General features: G+C 56.9%; 20 protein-coding genes and 2 pseudogenes. 9 read left to right on the top strand and 13 right to left on the bottom strand.

Annotated features, from left to right (window positions below):
• Nucleotides 1–86 precede the first annotated feature (86 nt).
• Together dmsD and EDF73_RS21980 are read left to right on the top strand one after the other, a co-directional pair.
• Complete coding sequence (gene dmsD / locus EDF73_RS21975; RefSeq protein WP_132731158.1) at nucleotides 87–695, top strand: Tat proofreading chaperone DmsD; 609 nt, start codon at nucleotides 87–89, stop codon at nucleotides 693–695.
• Nucleotides 696–861: 166 nt separating this feature from the next.
• Nucleotides 862–1032: pseudogene (locus EDF73_RS21980) on the top strand (voltage-gated ClC-type chloride channel ClcB); the annotation flags it as partial.
• Here EDF73_RS21980 and bioD read toward each other — a convergent pair.
• From bioD to EDF73_RS21995, 3 genes are all read right to left on the bottom strand, one after another.
• On the bottom strand, nucleotides 985–1680 hold the full coding sequence (bioD, locus tag EDF73_RS21985; RefSeq protein ID WP_132731159.1) for a dethiobiotin synthase: 696 nt from the start codon (nucleotides 1678–1680) through the stop codon (nucleotides 985–987). The pseudogene EDF73_RS21980 and the gene bioD sit on opposite strands and share 48 nt — an antisense overlap.
• Nucleotides 1681–1807: 127 nt before the next feature.
• Nucleotides 1808–3028, bottom strand: a complete 1221-nt coding sequence (gene mlc / locus EDF73_RS21990; RefSeq protein ID WP_132731199.1) for a sugar metabolism global transcriptional regulator Mlc — start codon at nucleotides 3026–3028, stop codon at nucleotides 1808–1810.
• A 118-nt stretch (nucleotides 3029–3146) separates the two neighbouring features.
• Entirely contained in the window at nucleotides 3147–4055 is a 909-nt protein-coding gene (locus tag EDF73_RS21995; RefSeq protein ID WP_132731160.1) for a LysR family transcriptional regulator, read from the bottom strand.
• 115 nt (nucleotides 4056–4170) lie between these two features.
• On the opposite strand from EDF73_RS21995, the gene EDF73_RS22000 reads away from it, so the two are divergent.
• The gene (locus EDF73_RS22000) at nucleotides 4171–5421 is read left to right on the top strand and encodes an MFS transporter (protein WP_132731161.1); all 1251 of its coding nucleotides are present in this window, start codon (nucleotides 4171–4173) and stop codon (nucleotides 5419–5421) included.
• Nucleotides 5422–5455: 34 nt separating this feature from the next.
• Here the strand turns inward: EDF73_RS22000 and EDF73_RS27790 are convergent, their stop codons facing one another.
• The 3 genes from EDF73_RS27790 to EDF73_RS22010 all read right to left on the bottom strand — a co-directional run bounded on the left by EDF73_RS27790 (nucleotide 5456) and on the right by EDF73_RS22010 (nucleotide 7169).
• Entirely contained in the window at nucleotides 5456–5548 is a 93-nt protein-coding gene (locus EDF73_RS27790; RefSeq protein WP_243655249.1) for a KPN_01571 family protein, read from the bottom strand.
• 146 nt (nucleotides 5549–5694) lie between these two features.
• Entirely contained in the window at nucleotides 5695–6285 is a 591-nt protein-coding gene (locus EDF73_RS22005) for a LysE family translocator (protein ID WP_132731162.1), read from the bottom strand.
• Nucleotides 6286–6323: 38 nt separating this feature from the next.
• A complete protein-coding gene (locus EDF73_RS22010; protein ID WP_132731163.1) occupies nucleotides 6324–7169 on the bottom strand; it encodes an AraC family transcriptional regulator in 846 nt (281 codons plus the stop codon).
• A 127-nt stretch (nucleotides 7170–7296) separates the two neighbouring features.
• Here EDF73_RS22010 and EDF73_RS22015 point away from each other — a divergent pair, with 127 nt between their 5' ends.
• Together EDF73_RS22015 and asr are read left to right on the top strand one after the other, a co-directional pair.
• Nucleotides 7297–8784, top strand: a complete 1488-nt coding sequence (locus EDF73_RS22015; RefSeq protein ID WP_132731164.1) for a carboxypeptidase M32 — start codon at nucleotides 7297–7299, stop codon at nucleotides 8782–8784.
• A gap of 176 nt (nucleotides 8785–8960) precedes the next feature.
• On the top strand, nucleotides 8961–9395 hold the full coding sequence (gene asr, locus EDF73_RS22020) for an acid resistance repetitive basic protein Asr (protein WP_132731165.1): 435 nt from the start codon (nucleotides 8961–8963) through the stop codon (nucleotides 9393–9395).
• A 371-nt stretch (nucleotides 9396–9766) separates the two neighbouring features.
• Here the strand turns inward: asr and EDF73_RS22030 are convergent, their stop codons facing one another.
• Nucleotides 9767–10378 carry a LysE family translocator gene (locus EDF73_RS22030; RefSeq protein ID WP_132731166.1) on the bottom strand — a complete coding sequence of 204 codons (612 nt, stop codon included), beginning with the start codon at nucleotides 10376–10378 and terminating at the stop codon, nucleotides 9767–9769.
• Between the two features lie 117 nt (nucleotides 10379–10495).
• On the opposite strand from EDF73_RS22030, the gene EDF73_RS22035 reads away from it, so the two are divergent.
• The 3 genes from EDF73_RS22035 to EDF73_RS22045 all read left to right on the top strand — a co-directional run bounded on the left by EDF73_RS22035 (nucleotide 10496) and on the right by EDF73_RS22045 (nucleotide 12861).
• Nucleotides 10496–11422: a LysR substrate-binding domain-containing protein gene (locus tag EDF73_RS22035; protein WP_165905767.1), complete on the top strand. Its 927-nt coding sequence runs from the start codon at nucleotides 10496–10498 to the stop codon at nucleotides 11420–11422.
• Nucleotides 11423–11618: 196 nt separating this feature from the next.
• Entirely contained in the window at nucleotides 11619–11846 is a 228-nt protein-coding gene (locus tag EDF73_RS22040) for a hypothetical protein (protein WP_132731168.1), read from the top strand.
• Nucleotides 11847–12048: 202 nt separating this feature from the next.
• Entirely contained in the window at nucleotides 12049–12861 is an 813-nt protein-coding gene (locus EDF73_RS22045) for a serine protease (RefSeq protein ID WP_165905768.1), read from the top strand.
• Nucleotides 12862–12864: 3 nt separating this feature from the next.
• On the opposite strand, the gene EDF73_RS22050 is transcribed toward EDF73_RS22045, so the two are convergent.
• From EDF73_RS22050 to mdtJ, 3 genes are all read right to left on the bottom strand, one after another.
• On the bottom strand, nucleotides 12865–15021 hold the full coding sequence (locus tag EDF73_RS22050; RefSeq protein ID WP_132731170.1) for a bifunctional diguanylate cyclase/phosphodiesterase: 2157 nt from the start codon (nucleotides 15019–15021) through the stop codon (nucleotides 12865–12867).
• Nucleotides 15022–15126: 105 nt separating this feature from the next.
• Nucleotides 15127–15456: a multidrug/spermidine efflux SMR transporter subunit MdtI gene (mdtI, locus tag EDF73_RS22055; RefSeq protein ID WP_132731171.1), complete on the bottom strand. Its 330-nt coding sequence runs from the start codon at nucleotides 15454–15456 to the stop codon at nucleotides 15127–15129.
• A complete protein-coding gene (mdtJ, locus tag EDF73_RS22060) occupies nucleotides 15443–15805 on the bottom strand; it encodes a multidrug/spermidine efflux SMR transporter subunit MdtJ (protein ID WP_132731172.1) in 363 nt (120 codons plus the stop codon). Before mdtJ ends, mdtI begins: the two co-directional genes overlap by 14 nt.
• A gap of 554 nt (nucleotides 15806–16359) precedes the next feature.
• Here mdtJ and EDF73_RS22065 point away from each other — a divergent pair.
• Nucleotides 16360–17394 carry an AI-2E family transporter gene (locus EDF73_RS22065; RefSeq protein WP_132731173.1) on the top strand — a complete coding sequence of 345 codons (1035 nt, stop codon included), beginning with the start codon at nucleotides 16360–16362 and terminating at the stop codon, nucleotides 17392–17394.
• Nucleotides 17395–17447: 53 nt separating this feature from the next.
• Here the strand turns inward: EDF73_RS22065 and EDF73_RS27795 are convergent.
• From EDF73_RS27795 to EDF73_RS22080, 3 genes and pseudogenes are all read right to left on the bottom strand, one after another.
• A pseudogene (locus EDF73_RS27795) lies at nucleotides 17448–17674 on the bottom strand (Bcr/CflA family drug resistance efflux transporter); the annotation flags it as partial.
• 112 nt (nucleotides 17675–17786) lie between these two features.
• On the bottom strand, nucleotides 17787–19445 hold the full coding sequence (gene mqo / locus EDF73_RS22075) for a malate dehydrogenase (quinone) (protein ID WP_132731174.1): 1659 nt from the start codon (nucleotides 19443–19445) through the stop codon (nucleotides 17787–17789).
• Nucleotides 19446–19718: 273 nt separating this feature from the next.
• Nucleotides 19719–20639, bottom strand: coding sequence for an N-acetylmuramic acid 6-phosphate etherase (locus EDF73_RS22080; protein ID WP_132731175.1), 921 nt, complete (start codon nucleotides 20637–20639; stop codon nucleotides 19719–19721).
• Between the last annotated feature and the right edge of the window lie 372 nt (nucleotides 20640–21011).

Genomic DNA, 21011 nt, shown 5'->3' on the forward strand with positions numbered 1-21011 from the left:
CAGGCCCGGGACATGACCGTCGGTTGGCTAATTGCTGGCAAATATTCAGGCGTGGTTAACCCCGCGCCGCCGTAAGAAAGAGAGAGATGATGCAACCACAAGAACGCGACGCCGTCGCATTAAGTGCCCGCACGCTGGGGGCCCTGTTTTCATTTGCGCCGCACGGTGAACAGGCCGCCGCGCTGGTAGATGCCCTGCAGGACGGTAGCTGGCAGGCGCAATGGCCTTATCCGCTCGCCGGCACTGGGGTCGCCGGGTTCGCCGCAGAGAGCGAGGAAACGTTGCCCCAGGCGTGGCAACGTCTGTTTATCGGGCCGTGGGCGCTCCCGGCGCCGCCGTGGGGATCCGTGTGGCTGGATAAAGAGAACGTGCTGTTCGGCGACTCAACGCTGGCCTTGCGCGAGTGGATGCGGGCCAACGGGATTGCCCACGCGACGCAAAGTCCCGAGCCGGAAGACCATTTTGGCACGCTCCTGCTGCTGGCCGCCTGGCTGTGCGAGTCCGGGCAGGACGAAGCCTTTTCTCAGCTCCTGGCCTGGCACCTGCTGCCGTGGTCCGGCCGCTTCCTGCAGGTGTTTGTCGCAGAGGCCGGACATCCGTTTTATCAGAGTCTTGGGCAGCTGGCGCAGGCTACGCTTAGCCACTGGCAAAGCCAGCTGCCCGTGGCGGTGGCTGAAAAACCGCTTTATCGCTAACCGCGGCGCCATGCCGGAGCTTCCGGCATGGCGGCTAAAAGCTGGCGCCGTCACCTTTCTTATCCTTGTTCTGACCTTAACCGGGCCGATTTTACGGGCAAAACACATTGATAGCTTTCGCGCATGCGCCGGCAGCGCAGCGGGCCGTGAGGGAGCGATGATTGTGCTGGCGGCGACGGCCCACGCGCCGCGGATGTCGATATGGAGAATTGGTGACATGACCGGGCAGTATGAAGGACTGCCCGGCGTCCTGATTGCCAGCGTCGTGGCGTCGGCGCTTTTCCGGACGTTACGCGAGGACTCGATCTACCGCCATTACCTCGCCGAGCAGCGCTAAGTCAATATACTGGCTCAGCTCACGTTGTTCAGCGCGCGGGAGATAGGGAAGCTCGCCGATCAGCGGCCCGGGCAGCTTTTTACTCAGCACCTCGATAATTTCAGCGTAGTGGGCCAGCCCCGGGTTAATCCGGTTTGCTACCCAGCCAATCAGCGGCAGACCATCGTTGGCAATAGCCTGGGCGGTCAGCAGCGCATGGTTGATACAGCCCTCCTGAATCCCCACGACCATCAGGACCGGTAGCTGTTCCTGGACGACCCATTCGGACAGCGGGCGCAGATCGTTCATTAAACTCCGCCATCCGCCGGTCCCCTCAACCACCACATGATCAACCTGAGCGCTCAGGCGCTGCAGACCATCGGTCAGCAGGCCGTAGTTGATCGGACAGCTGTGCGCCACGCTGCTTTCATCTTCGCTTAACGCTATGGGATTGACAGCATCATACGGTAACGCCAGCGTCGACACGCTTTGTAAAATCAGCGCATCTTTGTTACGCAATCCGTCCGGCGTCTCTTTGCTGCCCTTCGCCACAGGCTTGTATCCCGCTACGCTTTTGCCGCCGGCAGCCAGTGCCTGCAACAGCGCACGAGAAACCACTGTCTTCCCGACAGCAGTGTCAGTACCTGTTATAAAGAAACGCTTAAACATCACTAACCCCACAGTTATGTTGATGAGATATACAGAAGAGAAGAAATAAACTGTGGGAAAAGTCTACGCGATGGCGCCGGGGACCAGCTTGAGATAGCGCAATTTTTGGTGTGACTATGAAAAAATGTTAACCCTGTAACAGTCGGATGAGCAGCGATCCGTTATAGAGGGCATCTTTGACCAGCGCCGCGCCGGCCATCGTTCCCCGGTTCGAGAACTGGGTGCTTTCAACGCTGATATGGCGACTGTAGGCCGGGAGCGACTGTTGCCGAATGCAATCTGAAATAGCCGGAAACAGGATATCCGCCGCCAGGCTGAAGGGGGAACCGATGAGGATTTTTTGCGGATTGAACAGGTTCACCATGATCGCCAGAATCCGCCCGACATGCTGACCCACTCCGCTGATGATGTCCCGCGCCAGCAAATCGCCCTGCAGCGCCGCCTGGCACAGCCACTCCACGCTCAGCGGCTGCTGGTGCAGCATCGAACTCATTGATTTGGTCATCCGCACCTGCGCCAGCTCCAGTACGCTTTCGACGCTGGCGATGGTCTCAAGGCAGCCGTGGTTGCCGCAATAGCAGCGTTTACCATAGGGGTCGACCTGAGTATGCCCAATCTCCACCAGGCTGCTGCTGCCCGCATGCAGCAGGCGGCCATCGGTGATCACCCCGGCGCCGACGTTATGGTCAATCACCACCTGAATGACATCCCGCGCCCCTCTCGAGGCGCCAAATAGCGATTCAGCCATGGTCCAGGCGCTGATATCATGCTGAATGTAAACCGAGACCCCGGTATGGTTCGCTAACACCTCGCCGAGCGGCAGATCGATGACCTCATCATAAAATGGCATCCGGTGGATGACGCCATTTTCGGTATCAATAATGCCCGGCATCGTCACGGCAATGGCGGTCAGGCGTTCCAGTTTCTTTTGATGGCGAATAAAAAAGCGATCGATATGGTCCACGACCCGGCTCAAGAAAGGCTGTTCATGCTGGAGCGCCAGCTCGAGCTGCTCTTCGACCACCAGCTTACTGCTTAAATCACGCAGCGCGAGATGGATTTCGCCGCGGCTAATCCGCACCGAGAGATAATGCCAGGCTTCGGTTTCCACCATCAGGCCAACGGCCGGGCGCCCGCGGCTGCCGGGCTCCTGAATTTCCGTTTCCTGAACCAGATGCGCTTCCAGCATTTCACGCACAATCTTGGTGATACTGGCCGGGGCCAGTTGCGCAAAACGGGAGAGGTCGATACGCGACACCGGGCCAAGCTGATCAATCAGGCGATATACCGCTCCTGCGTTGGTCTGCTTTATTTGATCGATATGGCCTGGCTGACTGTCCGCTACCACCATTGACTCCCTTTATTTTCGCGCTTCGAAATAAACTTTTAGCTATGGTGAAGCACTTCGCTGCCACTCGTCAAATTTTTACTTAGCCTTGTGATTTACTGCACATTTTTAAACGCTTTTAGTCTGAATTATTCACCGCCGCGGCGGCAAGAAGGTATTCACGGAAACGCTGCGCCGCCAGCCCCTGTTCATGGTGCTTCGACCACACCAGCCACATTTCCGATACCGCATCCTGTTGCATAATAGGGAGCCAGCGCATTTCATTAAGCTGCACTCGCTTAAACGACGCGGGTAATATCGACACGCCGAGGCCGGAAGCCACCAGCCCGATAATCGTCATCGCCTCTCCCACCTCCTGAGCAATCATCGGCGTCAGGCCGTAGCGGCGCATCAACCCCAGAATATCGTCGTATAGCCCGGTCCCGACGTGCGGGTCAAAAAAGACGAACGGCTCGCGCGCCAGCTCAAGCAGACTCACCGCCTGCTGGCGCGCCAGCGGGTGATCGCTCGGGACCATCGCCAGCAGCGGTTCACGCAGAACACGCTCCCAGACCAGCGTCTCCGGCAGTTGGGTATTGCGCATCAGGCCAAGATCGAGCGCCCCTTCATTCAGCGGCACAATCTGCTCGCGGGTGTTGGTCTCACGGGTTTGAATATGCACATCCGGATAGCGCCGGCGAAAGGTCGACAGCGTATCGGAAACAGCCTTGATAAACGGCGCCGAGGAGGTGAAGCCAATATGTAATTCTCCGGTTTCACCGTGATGCAACCGCCCGGCGCGCGCGGCGGCATCCTCCACCTGGGTAAGGATCTGTCGGCTGTCGGCAAGGAACTGCCTGCCTGCCGCCGTCAGGCTGACGCTGCGGTTGGTTCTGGCGAACAGACGGGCGCCGATCTGTTGCTCAAGTATCTGAATCTGTTGACTTAACGGTGGCTGTGAAATATTCAGCCGCGCCGCTGCCCGGCCAAAATGCAGCTCTTCGGCGACGGCTATGAAATAACGCAGATGACGCAGCTCGATATTCATATCTAAAACGTCTTATTTGAGATTATTAATATATTAGACAGAATATTTACATTTTCATACCCTTAAAATGTGATCTGTAATTCATCTAACCCTGTATTTTCAGCAAGGATTTTCCGTGAGTCGTACAACTACCGTTGACACCGTGCCGGCAAGCGAGGTCAGCGACAATGTCGTATCCCAGCCAAATCAGTTTATCAAACGCGGTACTACACAGTTTATACGGGTCACTCTGGCCCTGTTCTCTGCCGGTCTGGCAACCTTTGCCCTGCTCTATTGCGTCCAGCCCATTCTGCCGGTGCTGTCGAGCGAATTTGGCGTGACGCCCGCCGCCAGCAGTATCTCGCTATCGATCTCCACCGCCATGCTCGCCGTCGGCCTGCTGTTTACCGGCCCCCTGTCTGATGCCATCGGCCGCAAACAGGTGATGGTGACCGCGCTGGTGCTGGCGTCATGCTGTTCCCTGCTCTCCACGATGATGTCCAGCTGGCACGGTATTTTGATTATGCGGGCGCTGATTGGCCTGTCGTTAAGCGGCGTGGCGGCGGTCGGCATGACCTATCTGAGCGAAGAGATCCATCCCAGCGTCGTTGCCTTCTCGATGGGGCTGTATATCAGCGGTAACTCCATTGGCGGAATGAGCGGCCGCCTGCTGACCGGGGTATTCACCGATTTCTTCGGCTGGCGCGTGGCGCTGGCGGTCATCAGCTGTTTTGCCCTCGCGTCGGCGATTATGTTCTGGCGGATCCTGCCGGAATCACGCCACTTCCGCCCAACGTCGCTACGGCCAAAGTCCTTGATGATTAACTTCCGTCTGCACTGGCGCGACCGCGGCCTGCCGCTGCTGTTTGTCGAAGGGTTTCTGCTGATGGGTTCCTTCGTGACCCTGTTTAACTACATCGGCTATCGGCTGATGATGTCGCCGTGGTCGTTGAATCAGGCGGTGGTTGGCCTGCTGTCCGTGGCCTACCTCACCGGCACCTGGAGCTCGCCAAAAGCCGGCGCCATGACGGCGCGCTATGGCCGCGGGCCGGTGATGTTACTGTTTACCGCGGTGATGCTGGCCGGTTTGATGTTAACCCTGTTCTCCTCGCTGTGGTCGATCTTTATCGGCATGCTGCTGTTCTCCGCCGGCTTCTTTGCCGCCCATTCGGTGGCCAGCAGCTGGATCGGCCCACGCGCCCGCCGCGCCCGCGGCCAGGCGTCATCGTTGTACCTGTTTAGCTACTATCTGGGTTCAAGTATTGCCGGGACGTTGGGCGGGGTTTTCTGGCATAACTATGGCTGGAACGGCGTCGGCGGATTTATCGCCCTGCTGTTAATCGCAGCACTGCTCACCGGCGCTTGCCTGCACAAGCGCCTGAAATAGCGACTTATCACGTGGCCTTTAGCGGCCACGTCTCTCACCACAGCCCCAGTACCGACGAGGCGCCCAATAATTCTCTGGCGGCATCGAGCGATAGCAGTGCGATGAACAGCATGGTGAACGGATTCATATTAACCCCACCTCAGCGGCCTGTGCTCAGATTGAGTGTAGCCGCGGGTTAAAAAACATTCTGCCATTCTGTCCAGCGACGATGACATTTTGATGGCGAGCGCAGCGCAATTCGCTCAGCAAACGGCGTTTGAGTCTGACGCGAGGCTATGTCAGCATCCCTGCCCATGCCGAAACCAGCAACAATAGCGCCATCGTGCGTTGAAAACCCACCATCGCCGCAGGGGTGCGAAACACCCGGTTCGATATCTGTCCGAGCCACGCCCAGGCCGCCAGGCACAGGAGTGAAATCAACAAAAAACACAGCGCCATCAGGGTGATATCACGTAGCGCGTGCTCGCTTTGCGGCGCAAACAGACCGACGACCGCCAGCGCCATCATCCACGTTTTCGGATTCACCACCTGTAAAAGCGCCGCTGCGCGGGCGGTAAAACGTCCTGCCGTCTGCGCCTGCAGGTCCGGCGGCGGCGCGCTAAACAACTGCCAGCTCAACCAGCTCAGCCACAGCGTGCCACTCCAGCTCATCAGCTGGCGAACCAGCGGATGCTGATGCAACAGCTCTCCGGCGCCGGCCCCCGAAATCATCACGATCGTACTGGCGGCGACGCAGGCGCCGACGACGGCGGCAAGCGTCGCCCTCACGCCATAGCGCTGGCTGTTCGTCAGAATCAAAATATTCGTCGGCCCGGGGGTAATCGAGGCGACGAAGGCAAATAGCAGATAGGGCAACAGATCCACAGCAGGCTCCTTTTATTACGCAAGCCCCTACTGTGCGGCTATTTTCTGGAAATTTCTGGAAGGTTTGTGCACAGCCGACGGTAGTGCGCCGGCGTCAGCCGATAACAGCGCAGAAACCAGCGTCCCAGATGGCTTTGATCGGCAAAGCCCAGCGTGGCGGCGACATCCACCGGCAGTTGCCCGCGGGCCAGCAGCTGCCGCGCTTTCGCCAGCCGCAGCTGAATGAGCCAGGCATGGGGCGCAAGATGAAACTCGCGTTTAAAGCAGCGCGTCAGGGTAAAACGATCGGTCCCCGTTTCCCGCGCCAAATCGGACAACCCCATATTTTCGCCGATATGGGCATACATATAGTCTCGCGCCCGGTGGGCAACCGCCGCGCTCTGAATATGCGAAGGCCGTTTTTTGCGCCACTGACAGTGCGCGGTGAGCTGGGCCAGTAAATTATCCATACAACTTTGCTGCACGATGCGCATTTCATCGTCGTGCAGCGTGGTGAACGTCTCACCGATCGCCCGAACCAGCTGCGGTTCGCGGGTTAGGGTCTGGCCAAAATGCAGCGAATAGCGCCCGGGGAGCGATTCATACAGCCCCTGTAGCGTATTTGTCAGCCACTGCTCATCGAGATAAAAGGTCAGATAGGTAAACCCCCCGGCGATGGGCGCGTCGCCGTCGTGAATTTCCCCAGGTTCAAGCAGGAATGCATCGCCGGGACGACTGCGATGGCGCTGGCGACGGCAGGAAAACTGCTGCGTGCCGGAGAGGGTGATCCCCACCAGGTAGCTATCGTGCCAATGCGGATCGTATGCGTGCCCCTCAAAGTGCGCTTTGATGGTTTCAATTCCCGAATCGGCATGCTGCCGCAGTTCCAGCCAGTCATTTGTCATGTTATTTCCCCCGCGCCCTCAGCATTGTCGATCCTTTTCGCCCTGTCTGGAAGATTTGTGCAGATCAGGATAGTGTAGAGGTCAACAGGCAACGCCTTTCGTTCACTCGCAACAGGCCAGAATTAATATGACTGAAAACAAAAACTATCAGCAGCTTACCCGCACTTTCCAGCGTCTTGCGCGCTTCTCGCATCTCGGCGCTATCGCCAGCTGGGACATGTTCGCAATGATGCCGCCGGGCGGCAGCGCCGCGCGCGGTGAAGCCCTGGCGGAACTGGGCGTGCTGCAACATCAAATCCTGACCGATAAAAGCGTGGCTCAGGCCCTGCAGGACGCACGGCAGGAAGATCTTAACGATATCGAGCAGGCCAACCTACGTGAAATGGCCCGCCAGTACGAGCAGGCGGCATTGCTGCCGGAAAGTCTGGTGGAAGCCAAATCGCTGGCCGGCAGCCGCTGTGAACATGCCTGGCGCAGCCAGCGCCCGGCTAACGACTGGGATGGCTTCGTCGAGAATCTGCGTGAGGTGGTGAAACTGAGCCGCGAAGAGGCCCGCATCCGCGCCGAGGCGAAAGGCTGTTCCCGCTACGATGCGCTGCTCGATATTTTCGAACCGGATATGACCAGCGCACGGCTTGACGTGCTGTTCGCCGACCTCAAGTCCTGGCTGCCGTCGCTGTTGGCAGAGGTGGTCGACAAGCAGGCGCAGCGCCCGCTGGTTGCACCACAGGGCCCCTTCCCGGTGGCCGAACAGCGTGAACTGGGGCTGGAAGCGATGCGGGTGCTGGGTTTTGATTTTGACGCCGGGCGTCTCGATATCAGCGCCCACCCGTTCTGCGGCGGGGTGCCTCAGGACGTGCGCATCACCACCCGCTATAACGAAGACGATCTGCTCAGCGCCTTGTTCGGCGTGATCCATGAAACCGGCCATGCGCGCTATGAGCAGAACCTGCCGCGCAAATGGCTCGGCCAGCCCGTCGCTCTTGCCCGTTCAACGGCAATTCATGAGTCGCAAAGTCTGTTTTTTGAAATGCAGCTCGGGCGCAGCGATGCCTTCCTGAAACGCCTGCTGCCCGCCGTACGTCAACGTTTCGGCGACCAGCCGGCCTTCGCCAGCGAGAATTTCATCGCCTGGAACCAGCGGGTCAAACCCGGTTTCATCCGTGTCGATGCCGATGAGGTCAGCTACCCTGCGCACGTCATTCTGCGCTATGAAATTGAACGCGCGCTGATCGATGGTGATATTGAAGTGGATGATATTCCCGCCCTGTGGGATGAGAAAATGCAAAGCTGGCTGGGGCTGTCCACGACCGGTAACTATCGTAACGGCTGCATGCAGGATATTCACTGGACCGACGGCGGATTTGGTTACTTCCCCTCCTACACTCTCGGCGCCATGTATGCGGCACAGCTGATGGCCGCCGCGCAACGCGCGCTACCACAGCTGGAAACCAACATTGCCAACGGTGATTTCTCGACGCTGTTTGCCTGGCTGCAGCAGAATATCTGGCAGCACGGCAGCCGCTTCACCACTTCGCAGTTGATCCACAATGCGACCGGGGAAGACCTGAATAGCGATTACTTCCGCCAGCATCTCACCTCGCGTTACCTGTAAGTCGCGCGCCGGGGGCCGCCCCGGCGCCAGGCCAATCCCCCGCCCCGGATCGAGGCTGTACATATCGTTACACGCCGATACCAAACACTCACGGAAACCCCGAAAAGACAGGCATATAGTTGTTTCACCGGCCCCGCAGTGGGGTTGAATGAAAAAAACTTTTCGAGGATATCAGAATGAAAAAAGTATTAGCTCTGGTCGTTGCCGCTGCTATGGGTCTGTCTTCTGTTGCTTTCGCTGCTGATGCGGCAAGCACCACTCCGGCTCCGGCTGCTGCCACTCACAGCGCCACTGCCAAAACCACCCATCACAAGAAACACCATAAAGCCGCCGCTAAACCCGCTGCAGAGCAGAAAGCTCAGGCGGCGAAAAAGCACAAGAAAGCGGCTGTAAAACCGGCCGCCGCGCAGAAAGCCCAGGCTGCGAAAAAACACCACAAAGCCGCTGCAAAACCGGCCGCCACACAGAAAGCCCAGGCCGCTAAAAAGCACCATAAAGCAGCGACTAAACCCGCCGCTAAACCGGTAGCGCAGAAAGCTCAGGCAGCCAAAAAACACCACAAAACAACCAAACATCAGGCCGCTAAACCGGCTGCACAGCCGGCAGCGTAATGCTTCCGCGAAGTTGAGTTAATCATAAATCGGCGCTGTTTCAGCGCCGTTTTTTTCTGGAGGGCAGTATGCTGCGGCGCTACCGTTTTGAGCTCATCCTGATTCTGCTGATCCTCTGCGCGCTGATTGCCACCCGCTTTTTCCTCTATTAAGCGCTGCTCAATCACCTCCGGCGATCGGATAACCGGCCTGACGTATCGCATTTTTGCCGTCATTCACCCCTGCCGCATATCCGGCTGCAATTTCCCAAACCGGGCTCGCGCAACACACAGGCAATTGTTTCGCTTTCCCCGGCGATAATCGCGCGTCTTACGCCGCTGTCCATCACCATCCCGCCTCCGTAGGTCCGTTCTTTCAGCATAGACCGCTTATCACCAACGGCCCGCCAGCAGCCACGCGTGGTAGACAAAGCCGTAGAGCGCCATGGCAAGTAAAAAGGCCGCGGATACCATCGTCAGGCGACGGGCACGTTCCGGGGCCAGCCAGCGGCGGATAGCGAGGATATACAGCGACAGCACGCTAAGGTCGATAACCAGCCATATTGCGGTCAGCAGACCAAGACTCAGCGCGGTATTGTGGGTTATCGCGATAAACTGTGGGAAAAAGGCGACAAAAAACAGAATGTCTTTCGGGTTACTCAGCGCGGTGATAAAGCCAGACAGCATGCCGCCGCGCGCTGGCGATACGTCGGTCGCGAGAGAGGACTGGCGCCACATTCGCAGCGCAAGTTGCGCAATATACAGCGACCCCGCCATCGCCAGCAGGGTCAGAATAGCCGGATTGATCGCCACCGCGCCGGTGAGCATAGCGGCGGCGATGGCAATTAACACTAAGGAGGCAAGATTACCGCCAAGCATAGTGCGCACAGCACATAAATAACCGTCTCTGGCGGCAGTGCCGGTGACCAACAACACCACCGGTCCCGGGGTGGCAATCAGCGTCACCACCGTCATGATATACCCCGCCATCAATATATAATTCATCCCATCGACTCACTCTTTTTCACAGATTGCTGCATTCTCCACCTTGATATCAGAGTTGAAAAACGACAAATGATGAGCTTGAATGTGAGTTTTACTCAATATAGAAACCTACCGGCTATGTCGATGCCTCCGCTGTACGCCCTGCGCGCTTTTGAAACCGCCTCTCGTCTTGGCTCATTTAGCAAAGCCGCAGCGGCATTGCACGTCACCCCGGGCGCCATTAGCCGGCACATCAGCACGCTTGAAGCCTGGTTCGAGTGCCAGCTATTTACCCGTCAGGGGCCGAAGGTGACGATCACCGATGCCGGACGTCAGCTGGCCACCGCGCTGGAAGAAAATTTCGCCGCCATCGACAGAGCCTGCCAGACCTTGCGCCGTCAGGCGGGCAGACTGCGGCTGAAATCACCGTCAACGTTGACCATGCGCTGGCTGCTGGATGTCCTACAGCAGTTTCGCCAGCAGCATCAGCGCCCGGTTATCGAAATGAGCAGCGTGTGGATGGACAGAGACAGCGTCGACTTTCGTCAGGAGCCCTACGATTGTGCGATCCTGCTGGGGGACGGTAATTTTGGCGAGGATAAGTGCCAGGGCCTGCTGTTTGCGGAGTGGCTGATTCCGGTCTGCGCCCCGGCGATGGTCGAGGCCGCCCGTCAGGGGTTAGCCTCCTGCCCGTTGATCCATCCCACCCCCGACCGTCGGGACTGGCGACGCTGGCGACAACACGCCGGCCCGCAATCAGGGATAGACATTACCCAGGGAATCGTCTTTGATAGCCTCGAACAGGGTAATATGGCGGCCATGAGCGGGCATGGCGTTTCGGTGGGGGATCTATTCCTGAGTCTGCCAGCCATCCGCAGCGGCCTGCTGGCCCTGCCGTTTACCCAGGCCGTCGCCACCGGCGATGGCTACTATCTGGTCTGGCCGAAAAACACCCTCAATCCGCAGCCTATCGCCCAGCTGTACGCCTTTTTACTTGCCCATCTCCCCACGCCGTTCCCTGACGGGCTACTCCGCCGGGGAGAGGCCCCGAACTACATGACATGAACGGCTTGCATCACCAGATATCCCGCGGCTCCCCAGATAAAAACCGAAGCACAGGAAACATACACTAATGCACGAATACCTTTTTTAGACATACACCCTCCCGATACCGGAGACAGAAAATAATGAGCATCATCACCGGGACAACATCTCTGTTTGTTCAACGGGGCACAGGAATAACAATATTTGCGGTGAGAAAATGTTTCACTTTGAAAGTAACTACGAACGCGGTAAAGATGCCGCCATTTTCGGTGAATACGTGCAAGTTTTTGTGGTTTTAACATTGCCGCCCACCTCATCATTTACGCGGAGACTTTCAGCCTGCGGGTTGCCTCCCCGCGCGTATTTGGTACTTTCCGTAACCCGATTTATGTTGCTTCCCGCCGCGGTTTCTGCGCAAATGGCGTTGCGGGAAAATAAGCGCTAAGTGATTGAGCGGCCTTTATTCTTCAGCGAAAAAGAGACGTTTTGATGTGATTTCAATAGCCTTTTTGCTTTAATTAAAATTACTCTTAACTTTCATAAACTTAAATCTGCTGCTACTGTCAATATACAGAAAATCATCCCCCGTCGTTTCGCAGGCGCTGCCGGATGAAAAGCATAAACATAATTTCTCCCCAGAGAGTGATATGCGTAGAGACGTACTGTTATTACTGTGTTCATTTTGTCTGTTGCCCCAGCTCGCACACGCTGACGATGACAGCATGAGTGCGAAAGATATCAAGACGCTTTTTTTTGGTCATGACGATCGTAAACCGGTGAGCAACCCCGCTGAAGCGCCCTGGGATGCTATTGGCCAGTTAGAAACGGCCAGCGGCAATCTATGTACCGCCACCCTTATTTCACCGCATCTGGCGTTGACCGCCGGCCACTGCCTGCTGACGCCGCCCAGGGGTAAGGCGGATAAAGCCATCGCACTGCGATTTATCTCGCGTAAAGGCGGCTGGGTCTATGAAATTCACGGTATTGAAGGCCGGGTCGACCCTTCTCTGGGCAGACGATTGAAAGCCGATGGCGATGGCTGGATAGTTCCCTCCGCCGCGGCCCCGTGGGATTTTGGCTTAATCGTTCTGCGCTACGCCCCTTCCGGAATCGATCCGGTGCCGCTATTTAGCGGTGATAAAGCCGATCTTACCGCCGCGTTAAAAGCGGCCGCACGCAAAGTGACGCAGTCCGGTTACCCGGAAGATCATCTGGATAATTTATACAGCCATCAGGATTGCGTGGTGACCGGCTGGGCGCAGACCTCGGTCCTGTCGCATCAATGCGATACCCTGCCGGGTGACAGCGGTTCGCCCTTACTGTTGAAAACCGATACCGGCTGGCAGGTGATAGCGGTACAGAGTTCGGCGCCCGGGCCGAAAGACCGCTGGCGCGCGGATAACCGGGCCATTGCGGTCACCGGTTTTCGCGACAAGCTGCAGGCCCTGGCGAACGAATAGCCGCTACCCCTGCTGCTTACGCAGCTGAACCAGCTCCGCGATCGGCATCGGTTGGCTAAAGTAAAAACCCTGTAACCGATCGCATCCCGCCCGCCGCAGCAGCGCCAGCTGCTGCTGGTTTTCCACCCCTTCAGCCACCACCGTCATGCCCAGCGCTCCGGCGATACGCACGGTCCCGCGCACCAGCTCCGCAGCCTGAGCATCAACATCCACCAGCCCGGCCAGCGACTTATCAATTTTAAGGGTGTCGAAGCGAAAACTGCGCAGGTAGCCGATGCTGGAGTAGCCGATACCGAAATCGTCCAGCGCCACCGCCGTCCCCAGCGCCTTGAGGTTCTCAATCGCCGCCCGGGCGCGGGCCGGATTCTCCATGACGTAACTCTCGGTCACTTCAATCTGCAAACGGCGGGCCGGAAAGTGGCAGCGGGCAAGCACCTGTACCACCCGCGACTCAAATTCCGGATCGCGAAATTGCGCCGGCGAGATATTCACCGCCAGCATCAAATCCCCCATGGATTGCAGATCGCTGCACGCCCGGTAGAGCACAAACTGACCCAGCGCATAAATCAGGCCGCTGCTTTCCGCAACGCTAATAAAGGCATCCGGCGGTAGCGGCCCCTCCGGCCGTCGCGGCCAGCGCAACAGCGCTTCGACGCCTTCCATCGCCAGCGTTCCGGCGTTAACAATCGGTTGATACCAGACGTCAAACTCTTCATTTTCCAGCCCCTGGCGGATACCGTTTTCAATATTCAGCTGATACTGACGGGCTTCACTGAGGGTCTCGTCATACCAGGTGGTGCGCCCTTTGCCGGTTTTTTTCGAATGGTACATGGCAATATCGGCCCGGCGAAACAGCTCGGTGCTGGAGCAGGTCGCGGGGGTGCCGCTGGCGATACCGATGCTGGCGCTGATATAAATTTTGCGCCGTTCGAGGCCGATTGGCGATTTCAACATTTCCAGCACCGCCCATGAAAAAGCCGACCCCTGAGCGATAGCCTGTTCGCCGCTGACGGTCATGGCAAACTCATCGCCGCCCATACGCGCCAGCATCCCCTCCGCAGGGACTCTTTGCCGAAGCTCCTGCGCAATATGAGCAATCAGCGCATCGCCGACATCATGACCGTAGTTGTCATTCACATCTTTAAAACCGTCGAGGTCAATAAATACCACGCACTGGATCTCATGCTGCGCCTTAGCGCACTCCTGGTTGAGCCGCCCGATCAGCGCCCGTCGGTTGGGAAGCTGGCTGAGCCAATCGGTCATGGCGATTTTTCGCGCCAGCTTCTCGCCGCGCGACAGTTTATACAGTCCCAGGCAACTGAACAGAATAAACAGCAGGATCAGGCTGGCGGCGACGATGGCGATAAGACGAATACTGTTTGAGGCCGCCTGCGCCGCCTCCGCGCCGGGCAGGCGCGGCTGCCAGCTGAGATAGCCGATTATCTCACCCGCGTTGGTCCGCAGCGGAACGCTGTATTCACCGCTGCTTTCTGTCGCATGCAGGTCGTTAATCTGAAAGGTATTACCCAGTTTTTGCAGCATCTCCGCGTTGATATGTCGGGTAATCACCAGATAGCGGCGCGTATCATCGTGCACCTGCAAACGCCCGACGGTCGGGCGAATCAGACCGATACCGATAAAGGCAATCCCCTCGCGCGTGCGGGTAATACCGGCATAGGCGCTTTTACCACTGCGCAGCGCTTCGGCGTGCCGGGCGATCAGCGTCTGCAGACCGCTACCAAAAAAACGGATGTCCGTTTCATTAAAGGCCTGGCTTTGAAACGAGCCCCACAGCAGTCGGTAGTGCTGATCCAGAACGAAGGTGCCATCGTAGAGGTTATTAATTTTGAAGCCCGAACCCCACGAGTCGTACAGCCAGTCGGCATCCAGAGTTGGCGCATAGGTTTGTTTTACCGCGTCATCCCAGATCGAGTTATCCAGCACCAGCGATAGCACCCGGTTGACCGACGTTTGTACGGCCCCGTCGACGGAGAGCGCAGATCGATGTCGGTCGATTTCATTGGCTTTAATGCCGATCAGATGTTGAGAAAGATAGAGCAGAGAAATAATCGAAACGATGAGGCCAATGCCGGCGAGGAAGATCATGACCGAAAGCGTTTTGGCCGAAGGAAGGTTGCGCCAGCCGGGCAAATTTACCATTCTCTGTCCTCATCACGGCTGAAGGAAAACGCGCCGAATATACTCTTTTTAAAAGAATAATACAGAGAACAGATTTTGCCGCCTGCGCAGGCAGGCGGCATCACATCATGCCAGTTTAATTAACACCATTCCGGCAACCAGCAGGATAACGCCGATCCAGCCTTTATGATTTAAGCGTTGGCCGAACAGCACCCAGCCGGCGGCGATGGTTGCGGCAATGCCGAAACCGCCCCACAGCGCATAGGCCACCGACAGGTCAATCCCTTTTACCGCCTGGGAGAGCGCGCTGAAGGCGCCAAGCACCGCCAGCAGAGACATCACGCCGTACAGTTTGCGACGAAAACCGTCAGAGAATTTTAAAAAGACGTTGGCGGCAATTTCCAGCACAATGGCCAGCGCCAGCCAGGCGCCGTGAACCCATTCAAACTGTGGCATGAGCCGTCTCCCTCGACGATTTTTCCGCCTTTTTGGTTCCTGATTTAATCAGCACTATGCCGACCACCAGCGTGACCAGACCGGCCACTTTAACCAGCGAAAGCGTTTCATCGAACAACAGTACGCTGAACAAAGTGATCAGCAAAATGCCAATCCCTTCCCATAAGGCATAGGCCACGCCGAGGGCGATTTTTTTCACGGCAAAGGCGAGGAAAATATAAGACAGCGCAATCATTACCAGCATCAAAATAAAGCCAGTATGCCCGCCGCTGACGCTGGCCCATTTCATAGAAAGTGTGCCGGTTATTTCAGCAACGATAGCTAAAGCTAATAATACCCAATAAAACATGATCCCTTCTCCTGCTTGAGAATATAATCCATGACGGCTTACGCGAAGGTAACCCGGAAAATTTCTGACGTAGATTTAGCCGTGCGCAGTGCGCCAGCTCAGGCAGAGAGAAAGGACTAAAGCGCTGAGCGCCAGTGTTGCTCGCCGGCAAAGCGGCAGTTAGGGAAGGATCCTGCAGGGTGCTGAGAAATATATATCCTGAACTGATTGTCCATAAAATTACAATTATCCGCGGGATTGCTTCTCGTCATTGCGGATGAATATTGTCCTCGGTAGTTATACACAGTGAATTTTTACCATAATATGTCATTATACTCAAAGTCTTTGCACTTCTTTACCTCCAGTATTTGATTTAGATTAGCTTTTCCTGATGTCAATCGCCATTATGATGGCGCAGCACTATTTTTATTTTAACGACAGGATAGTTCTCACCACGGTGGCGGCAGTGTCCAGGGGCAATGCTCCCCGGCGGTCCAATGCATTTTTTGCTGATTTTGTCGCATCATCCGGGTCTACACTGTGAGGAAAACCGGTTTTATTTTTCAGGGAATCGTATGGCCAAACCCATCATCACGCTTAACGGATTAAAGATCGTCATCATGCTGGGCATGCTGGTCATTATTCTGACCGGTATTCGCTTTGCGGCGGATATCATCGTCCCGTTCATCCTGGCGCTGTTTCTCGCCGTGGTTATTAATCCGCTGGTTCAGTTGATGGTGCGCTGTCGGGTGCCGCGGGTGCTGGCGATATCGTTGCTTATCGGCGCCATCGTTATGCTGGTGGTGGTTCTGCTGGCCTCCTTAGGCACCTCGCTCAATGAACTGGCGCGCACCCTCCCGCAGTACCGCAGCTCATTGTCAGAGCCGGTACATACCATTACTCCGTGGCTACAGCGTTTCGGCTTTACCGTCTCCGTTGTCGAGCTGAATAAATACATCGACCCCAACGCGGTGATGACGATGGTAACCGGCCTGCTCACGCAGTTGTCCAACGCCATGTCCTCTATCTTCCTTCTGCTCCTGACGGTGGTCTTTATGCTACTGGAAGTCCCGCAGCTGCCCGCCAAACTGCAGCAGCTGATGTCCCGGCCGGTGGAAGGCATGGGCGCCATTCAGCGCGCCCTTGATAGCGTCTCTCATTATCTGGTGTTAAAGACCGTCATCAGCCTGGTCACCGGCCTGGTGGTCTGGGGGATGCTGGTGCTGCTGGAGGTCCGTTTTGCCTTTATGTGGGGACTGCTGGCTTTCGCCCTCAACTATATCCCCAACATTGGTTCAGTACTGGCCGCTATCCCGCCCATTTTGCAGGTGCTGGTATTTGGCGGGCTGTATGAGGCGCTGGTGGTGCTGGCGGGCTACCTGGTAATTAACCTCGTCTTCGGCAATATTCTTGAGCCGCGGATCATGGGGCGCGGCCTGGGGCTGTCGACGCTGGTGGTATTTTTGTCATTGATTTTCTGGGGCTGGCTACTGGGGCCGGTCGGGATGCTGCTGTCGGTACCGCTGACGATTATTGTCAAAATTGCCCTTGAGCAGAGCCCGGGAGGACAGAGTATCGCCTTCCTGCTGGGCGATGTCGGCAAAGATTAATGGCCACGGGGCGGCCAGCCGCCGCCCCGACCTCAGCGTGGGTAACGCCGTGTTCAGGCTGCTACCAGCAGGCTGGTGCCGGTGAAAGCGGCCATAATCCACACCATCGTCCAGGGCGTCCCGTCATGTAGCCACGCCAGCAGCAGCGAGGAGATAATCCCGCTGCCGTATTGCAGCGCGCCGATCGGCGCCGAAGCCGAACCGGCAATTTCCCCGCCTCATCCTGCGCCGTCGACGTCGCGGCAACGACGCCATTCATCGAGAAGTAGCGGAAAATCGCTGACGGATAATCCCCTGCTGGCGTATCAAGGTTATGAGCGCTGCTCATGAATAAACGCGCCGCCATGGACATGCTAAAAAAAAGCCCCCGGCTGGCGGGGGCTTAGGTCAGATTACAGCGCCATATCGTGCTGCGCAGACTCCGTACGCGATGGCTCTGACGGCTGGGCGACGGCAGCCGCCGGCTGGTTGTCGCTCATATGGATAACCGGCGGCTTCGCCAGCTGCAGCGTGGCGGCGGTGTCGTCCCACACCTGCTGCGTCAGCGCGGCATTATCATTCAGTTTCTGGCCGTAGCTCGGGACGATAGCGTGGATGCGGCTCTGCCATTCGGCGGAGTTAAACTGCTCCGGGAACATCTGTTTGATCACGTTGAGCGTGATCGGTGCTGCGGTAGACGCCCCTGGCGATGCGCCCAACAGCGCCGAGATGGTTTTCTGCTGGTCGACCACCACTTCGGTACCCAGCTTCAGCACCCCGCCTTTGTCGGCGTCTTTCTTGATGATCTGTACGCGTTGCCCTGCCTGGATCAGTTTCCAGTCCTCTTTACGCGCGTCCGGGTAGTACTCTTTCAGCGCGGCAAAACGGTCATCATCATTCAGCATCACCTGGCTAATCAGGTACTTCACCAGATCGAAGTTGTCGAGACCCACGTGGGTCATCGGCAACACGTTATCGGTGGTCGTAGTGCTCAGCAGATCGAAGAACGAACCATTTTTAAGGAATTTGGTTGAGAAGGTGGCAAACGGCCCGAACAGCACCACGCGTTTCCCGTCGATGAAGCGGGCATCAAGGTGCGGAACCGACATCGGCGGCGCGCCGACGGAAGCCTGACCATAGACTTTCTCCAGGTGCTGTTGGGTGACCGCCGGGTTTTCACTCATCAGGAAAGAGCCGCCGACCGGGAAACCGGCATAATTATCCGCCTCCGGAATACCGGTTTTTTGCAGTAATTTCAGCGCCCCGCCGCCAGCACCGATGAAAACATATTTCGCATCGATAGCCTGTTCTTCGCCGCTATTGACGTTTTTGATCGTCACATGCCATGAATTATCGGCATTGCGTTTAAAGTCGGTGACTTCGGAAGAGGTTTGCAGCGTAAAGTTGTTATTTTTCTTCAGGCTGCCGATCAGCTGACGGGTAATTTCCCCGTAGTTAACATCGGTCCCGACCGGCGTCCAGGTGGCGGCCACTTTTTGCTGCGGATCGCGCCCTTCCATGACCAGCGGCGCCCACTGTTTAATTTGCGCGTGATCGGTGGAAAATTTCATCCCCTGGAATAAGGTGGTTTGCTGCAATGCGGTATAACGCTTTTGCAGATAGTCGACATTATCGCCCCAGACGAAGCTCATATGCGGAGTGGAATTAATAAAGGAATGCGGGTCATGCAAAATGCCGCGTTTCACCTGCGCGGTCCAGAACTGGCGGGAGATCATAAACTGCTCGTTGATATCCAGCGCCTTGCTGACATCGATAGAGCCGTCCGGGCGCTCCGGCGTATAGTTCAGCTCCATATTCGCCGAGTGACCGGTACCGGCGTTGTTCCAGCCGTTAGAGGATTCTAACGCGACGCCATCGAGCTTCTCGACCATCACCTGTTTCCAGTCCGGCTGTAATTCCTGTAGCCAGGTCCCAAGAGAGGCACTCATAATTCCGCCGCCAATCAGCAGGAAATCGGTTTTTTGGGCTGAATCGGTATTGGCCCAGCTCGCCGTGCTGACAAACATCGCCAGTGCGGTCATGGATAAGATCGTATTTTTAATTGCAGGCATAATAGAATTATCGCATAGCACAATGAAATAAGTGCACACATGTTAACGCACTTTTATTATATTTTAAAATATCATTTACATTTTTCGCACAGTTAATCAATTATTGATTAATACTTTTTTAATTTAAAAAAGTAAAAGCTGCGACAATGAAAAATAAAAGCGCAAGAATAACGGGGTTTTCGAGGGCGTAAAATAGTCACCAGCGGTTTATTGAGTTATTTATTTCGCGGTTTCATAAAATGGGGCGCGCAAGCCAGTGCGCGCCGACGGCGATCAATTTGCCGGACTCAGAACCGTCCGTTTTGTTTCCCGTAAGGCAATTCGCAAATGATCGTTATTCTCGGCCAGCAGCTCCCGCGCCTGCCAGGCACCAAGCCCGGTCATCAGCATCAGTATTGCCGTACGGCAGTGCTGATTGCAGCTGGCCAGCGCGGCTTTCGCCTCGCTGCGCGAGCAGCCGGTAGCGGTCATGACGATCGCCATTTGCCGTTCCGCCCAGCGTGGACTGGTGGCCTGCAGATCGACCCGCAGATTGCTATAGACCCGACCTTCGCGAATCGCCAGCCCGGTGGTCAGCATGGCGAGGATTTGCCGCTGCGCCAGCTGCGCTTTCGGGTTGCCATACCCCGCCACCGCCTCTGGCCCGGTTTGCGGCGCAATAACCATATCCGCCAGCTGCGCGGCTTCGCTACTCGCCTGCTGGGTTAACACGGCAATCGGCGCGCCGAGAGACCAGGCGTGACGCATCGCCCCCCATACCCACGGCGTTTGTCCACTGACCGTCAGCGCCAGCAGCATATCGTTACGGCCAAACTGCAGCGCCTGCAGTTCCAGGGCGCCGGAATCGTAATCGTTGGCGGCGGTTTCCATCTCCTGCAGCGCCGCTGCCGGACCGCCGGCAATGAGCCCAATCAGCGAATGTTTTTCTTCCGGCGCAAACTCGCTCACCGTCTGCAATGCCGCGCGGCCAGATGCTCCGGCGCCGATGATAACCAGCCGTCCTCCCCGGCTCAGCGCTGCGGCGGCGTTATCGACCAGACGGGCAATCTCAGGCAAACAGGCGGCGATGGCATCGGTAATTTGCCGATCGTCCTGATGCAGCATGGTCAGCATATCGAGGGTGGCGAGACTGTCGATGTGGCGAGTTTCAGGGTGGCGTCGTTCCATCATTGAAGCGGTTGGCTTACTGCTCATAAAAACCTCCATTTAAAACAGAAAGAACTCACTGCGGCATATCCCCGTGCCGTGCAGGGCTATTACGCTGTTTCGCCAGTGTAAAGGCATCCGCAGATCGTTTACCGTCGCTGGAGTCACAGTTTCTCGTCCCCGCGCCCCGTCGGTTGGCGATTGGCTGTTTGGCGGCCAGTTTACGCCGACGCCCGCTTCAGTCCGACTGACCTTTCGGCTTCTCCGAACCAGAAGTCAGTGCATCACCAGCCCGCCGCCAACAAAGTATTGGCTTCCGGTCACGAATGATAATCAGCAGACCGGGAACCGCGGTCGCGCGCGGATGCGCCCAGCGGGTGCATGACACGGCTTTATGAAATCGCCCCTATCGGCGATAAT

The sequence above is a fragment of the Klebsiella sp. BIGb0138 genome (assembly GCF_004342285.1).
Taxonomy (GTDB): Bacteria; Pseudomonadota; Gammaproteobacteria; order Enterobacterales; family Enterobacteriaceae; genus Klebsiella.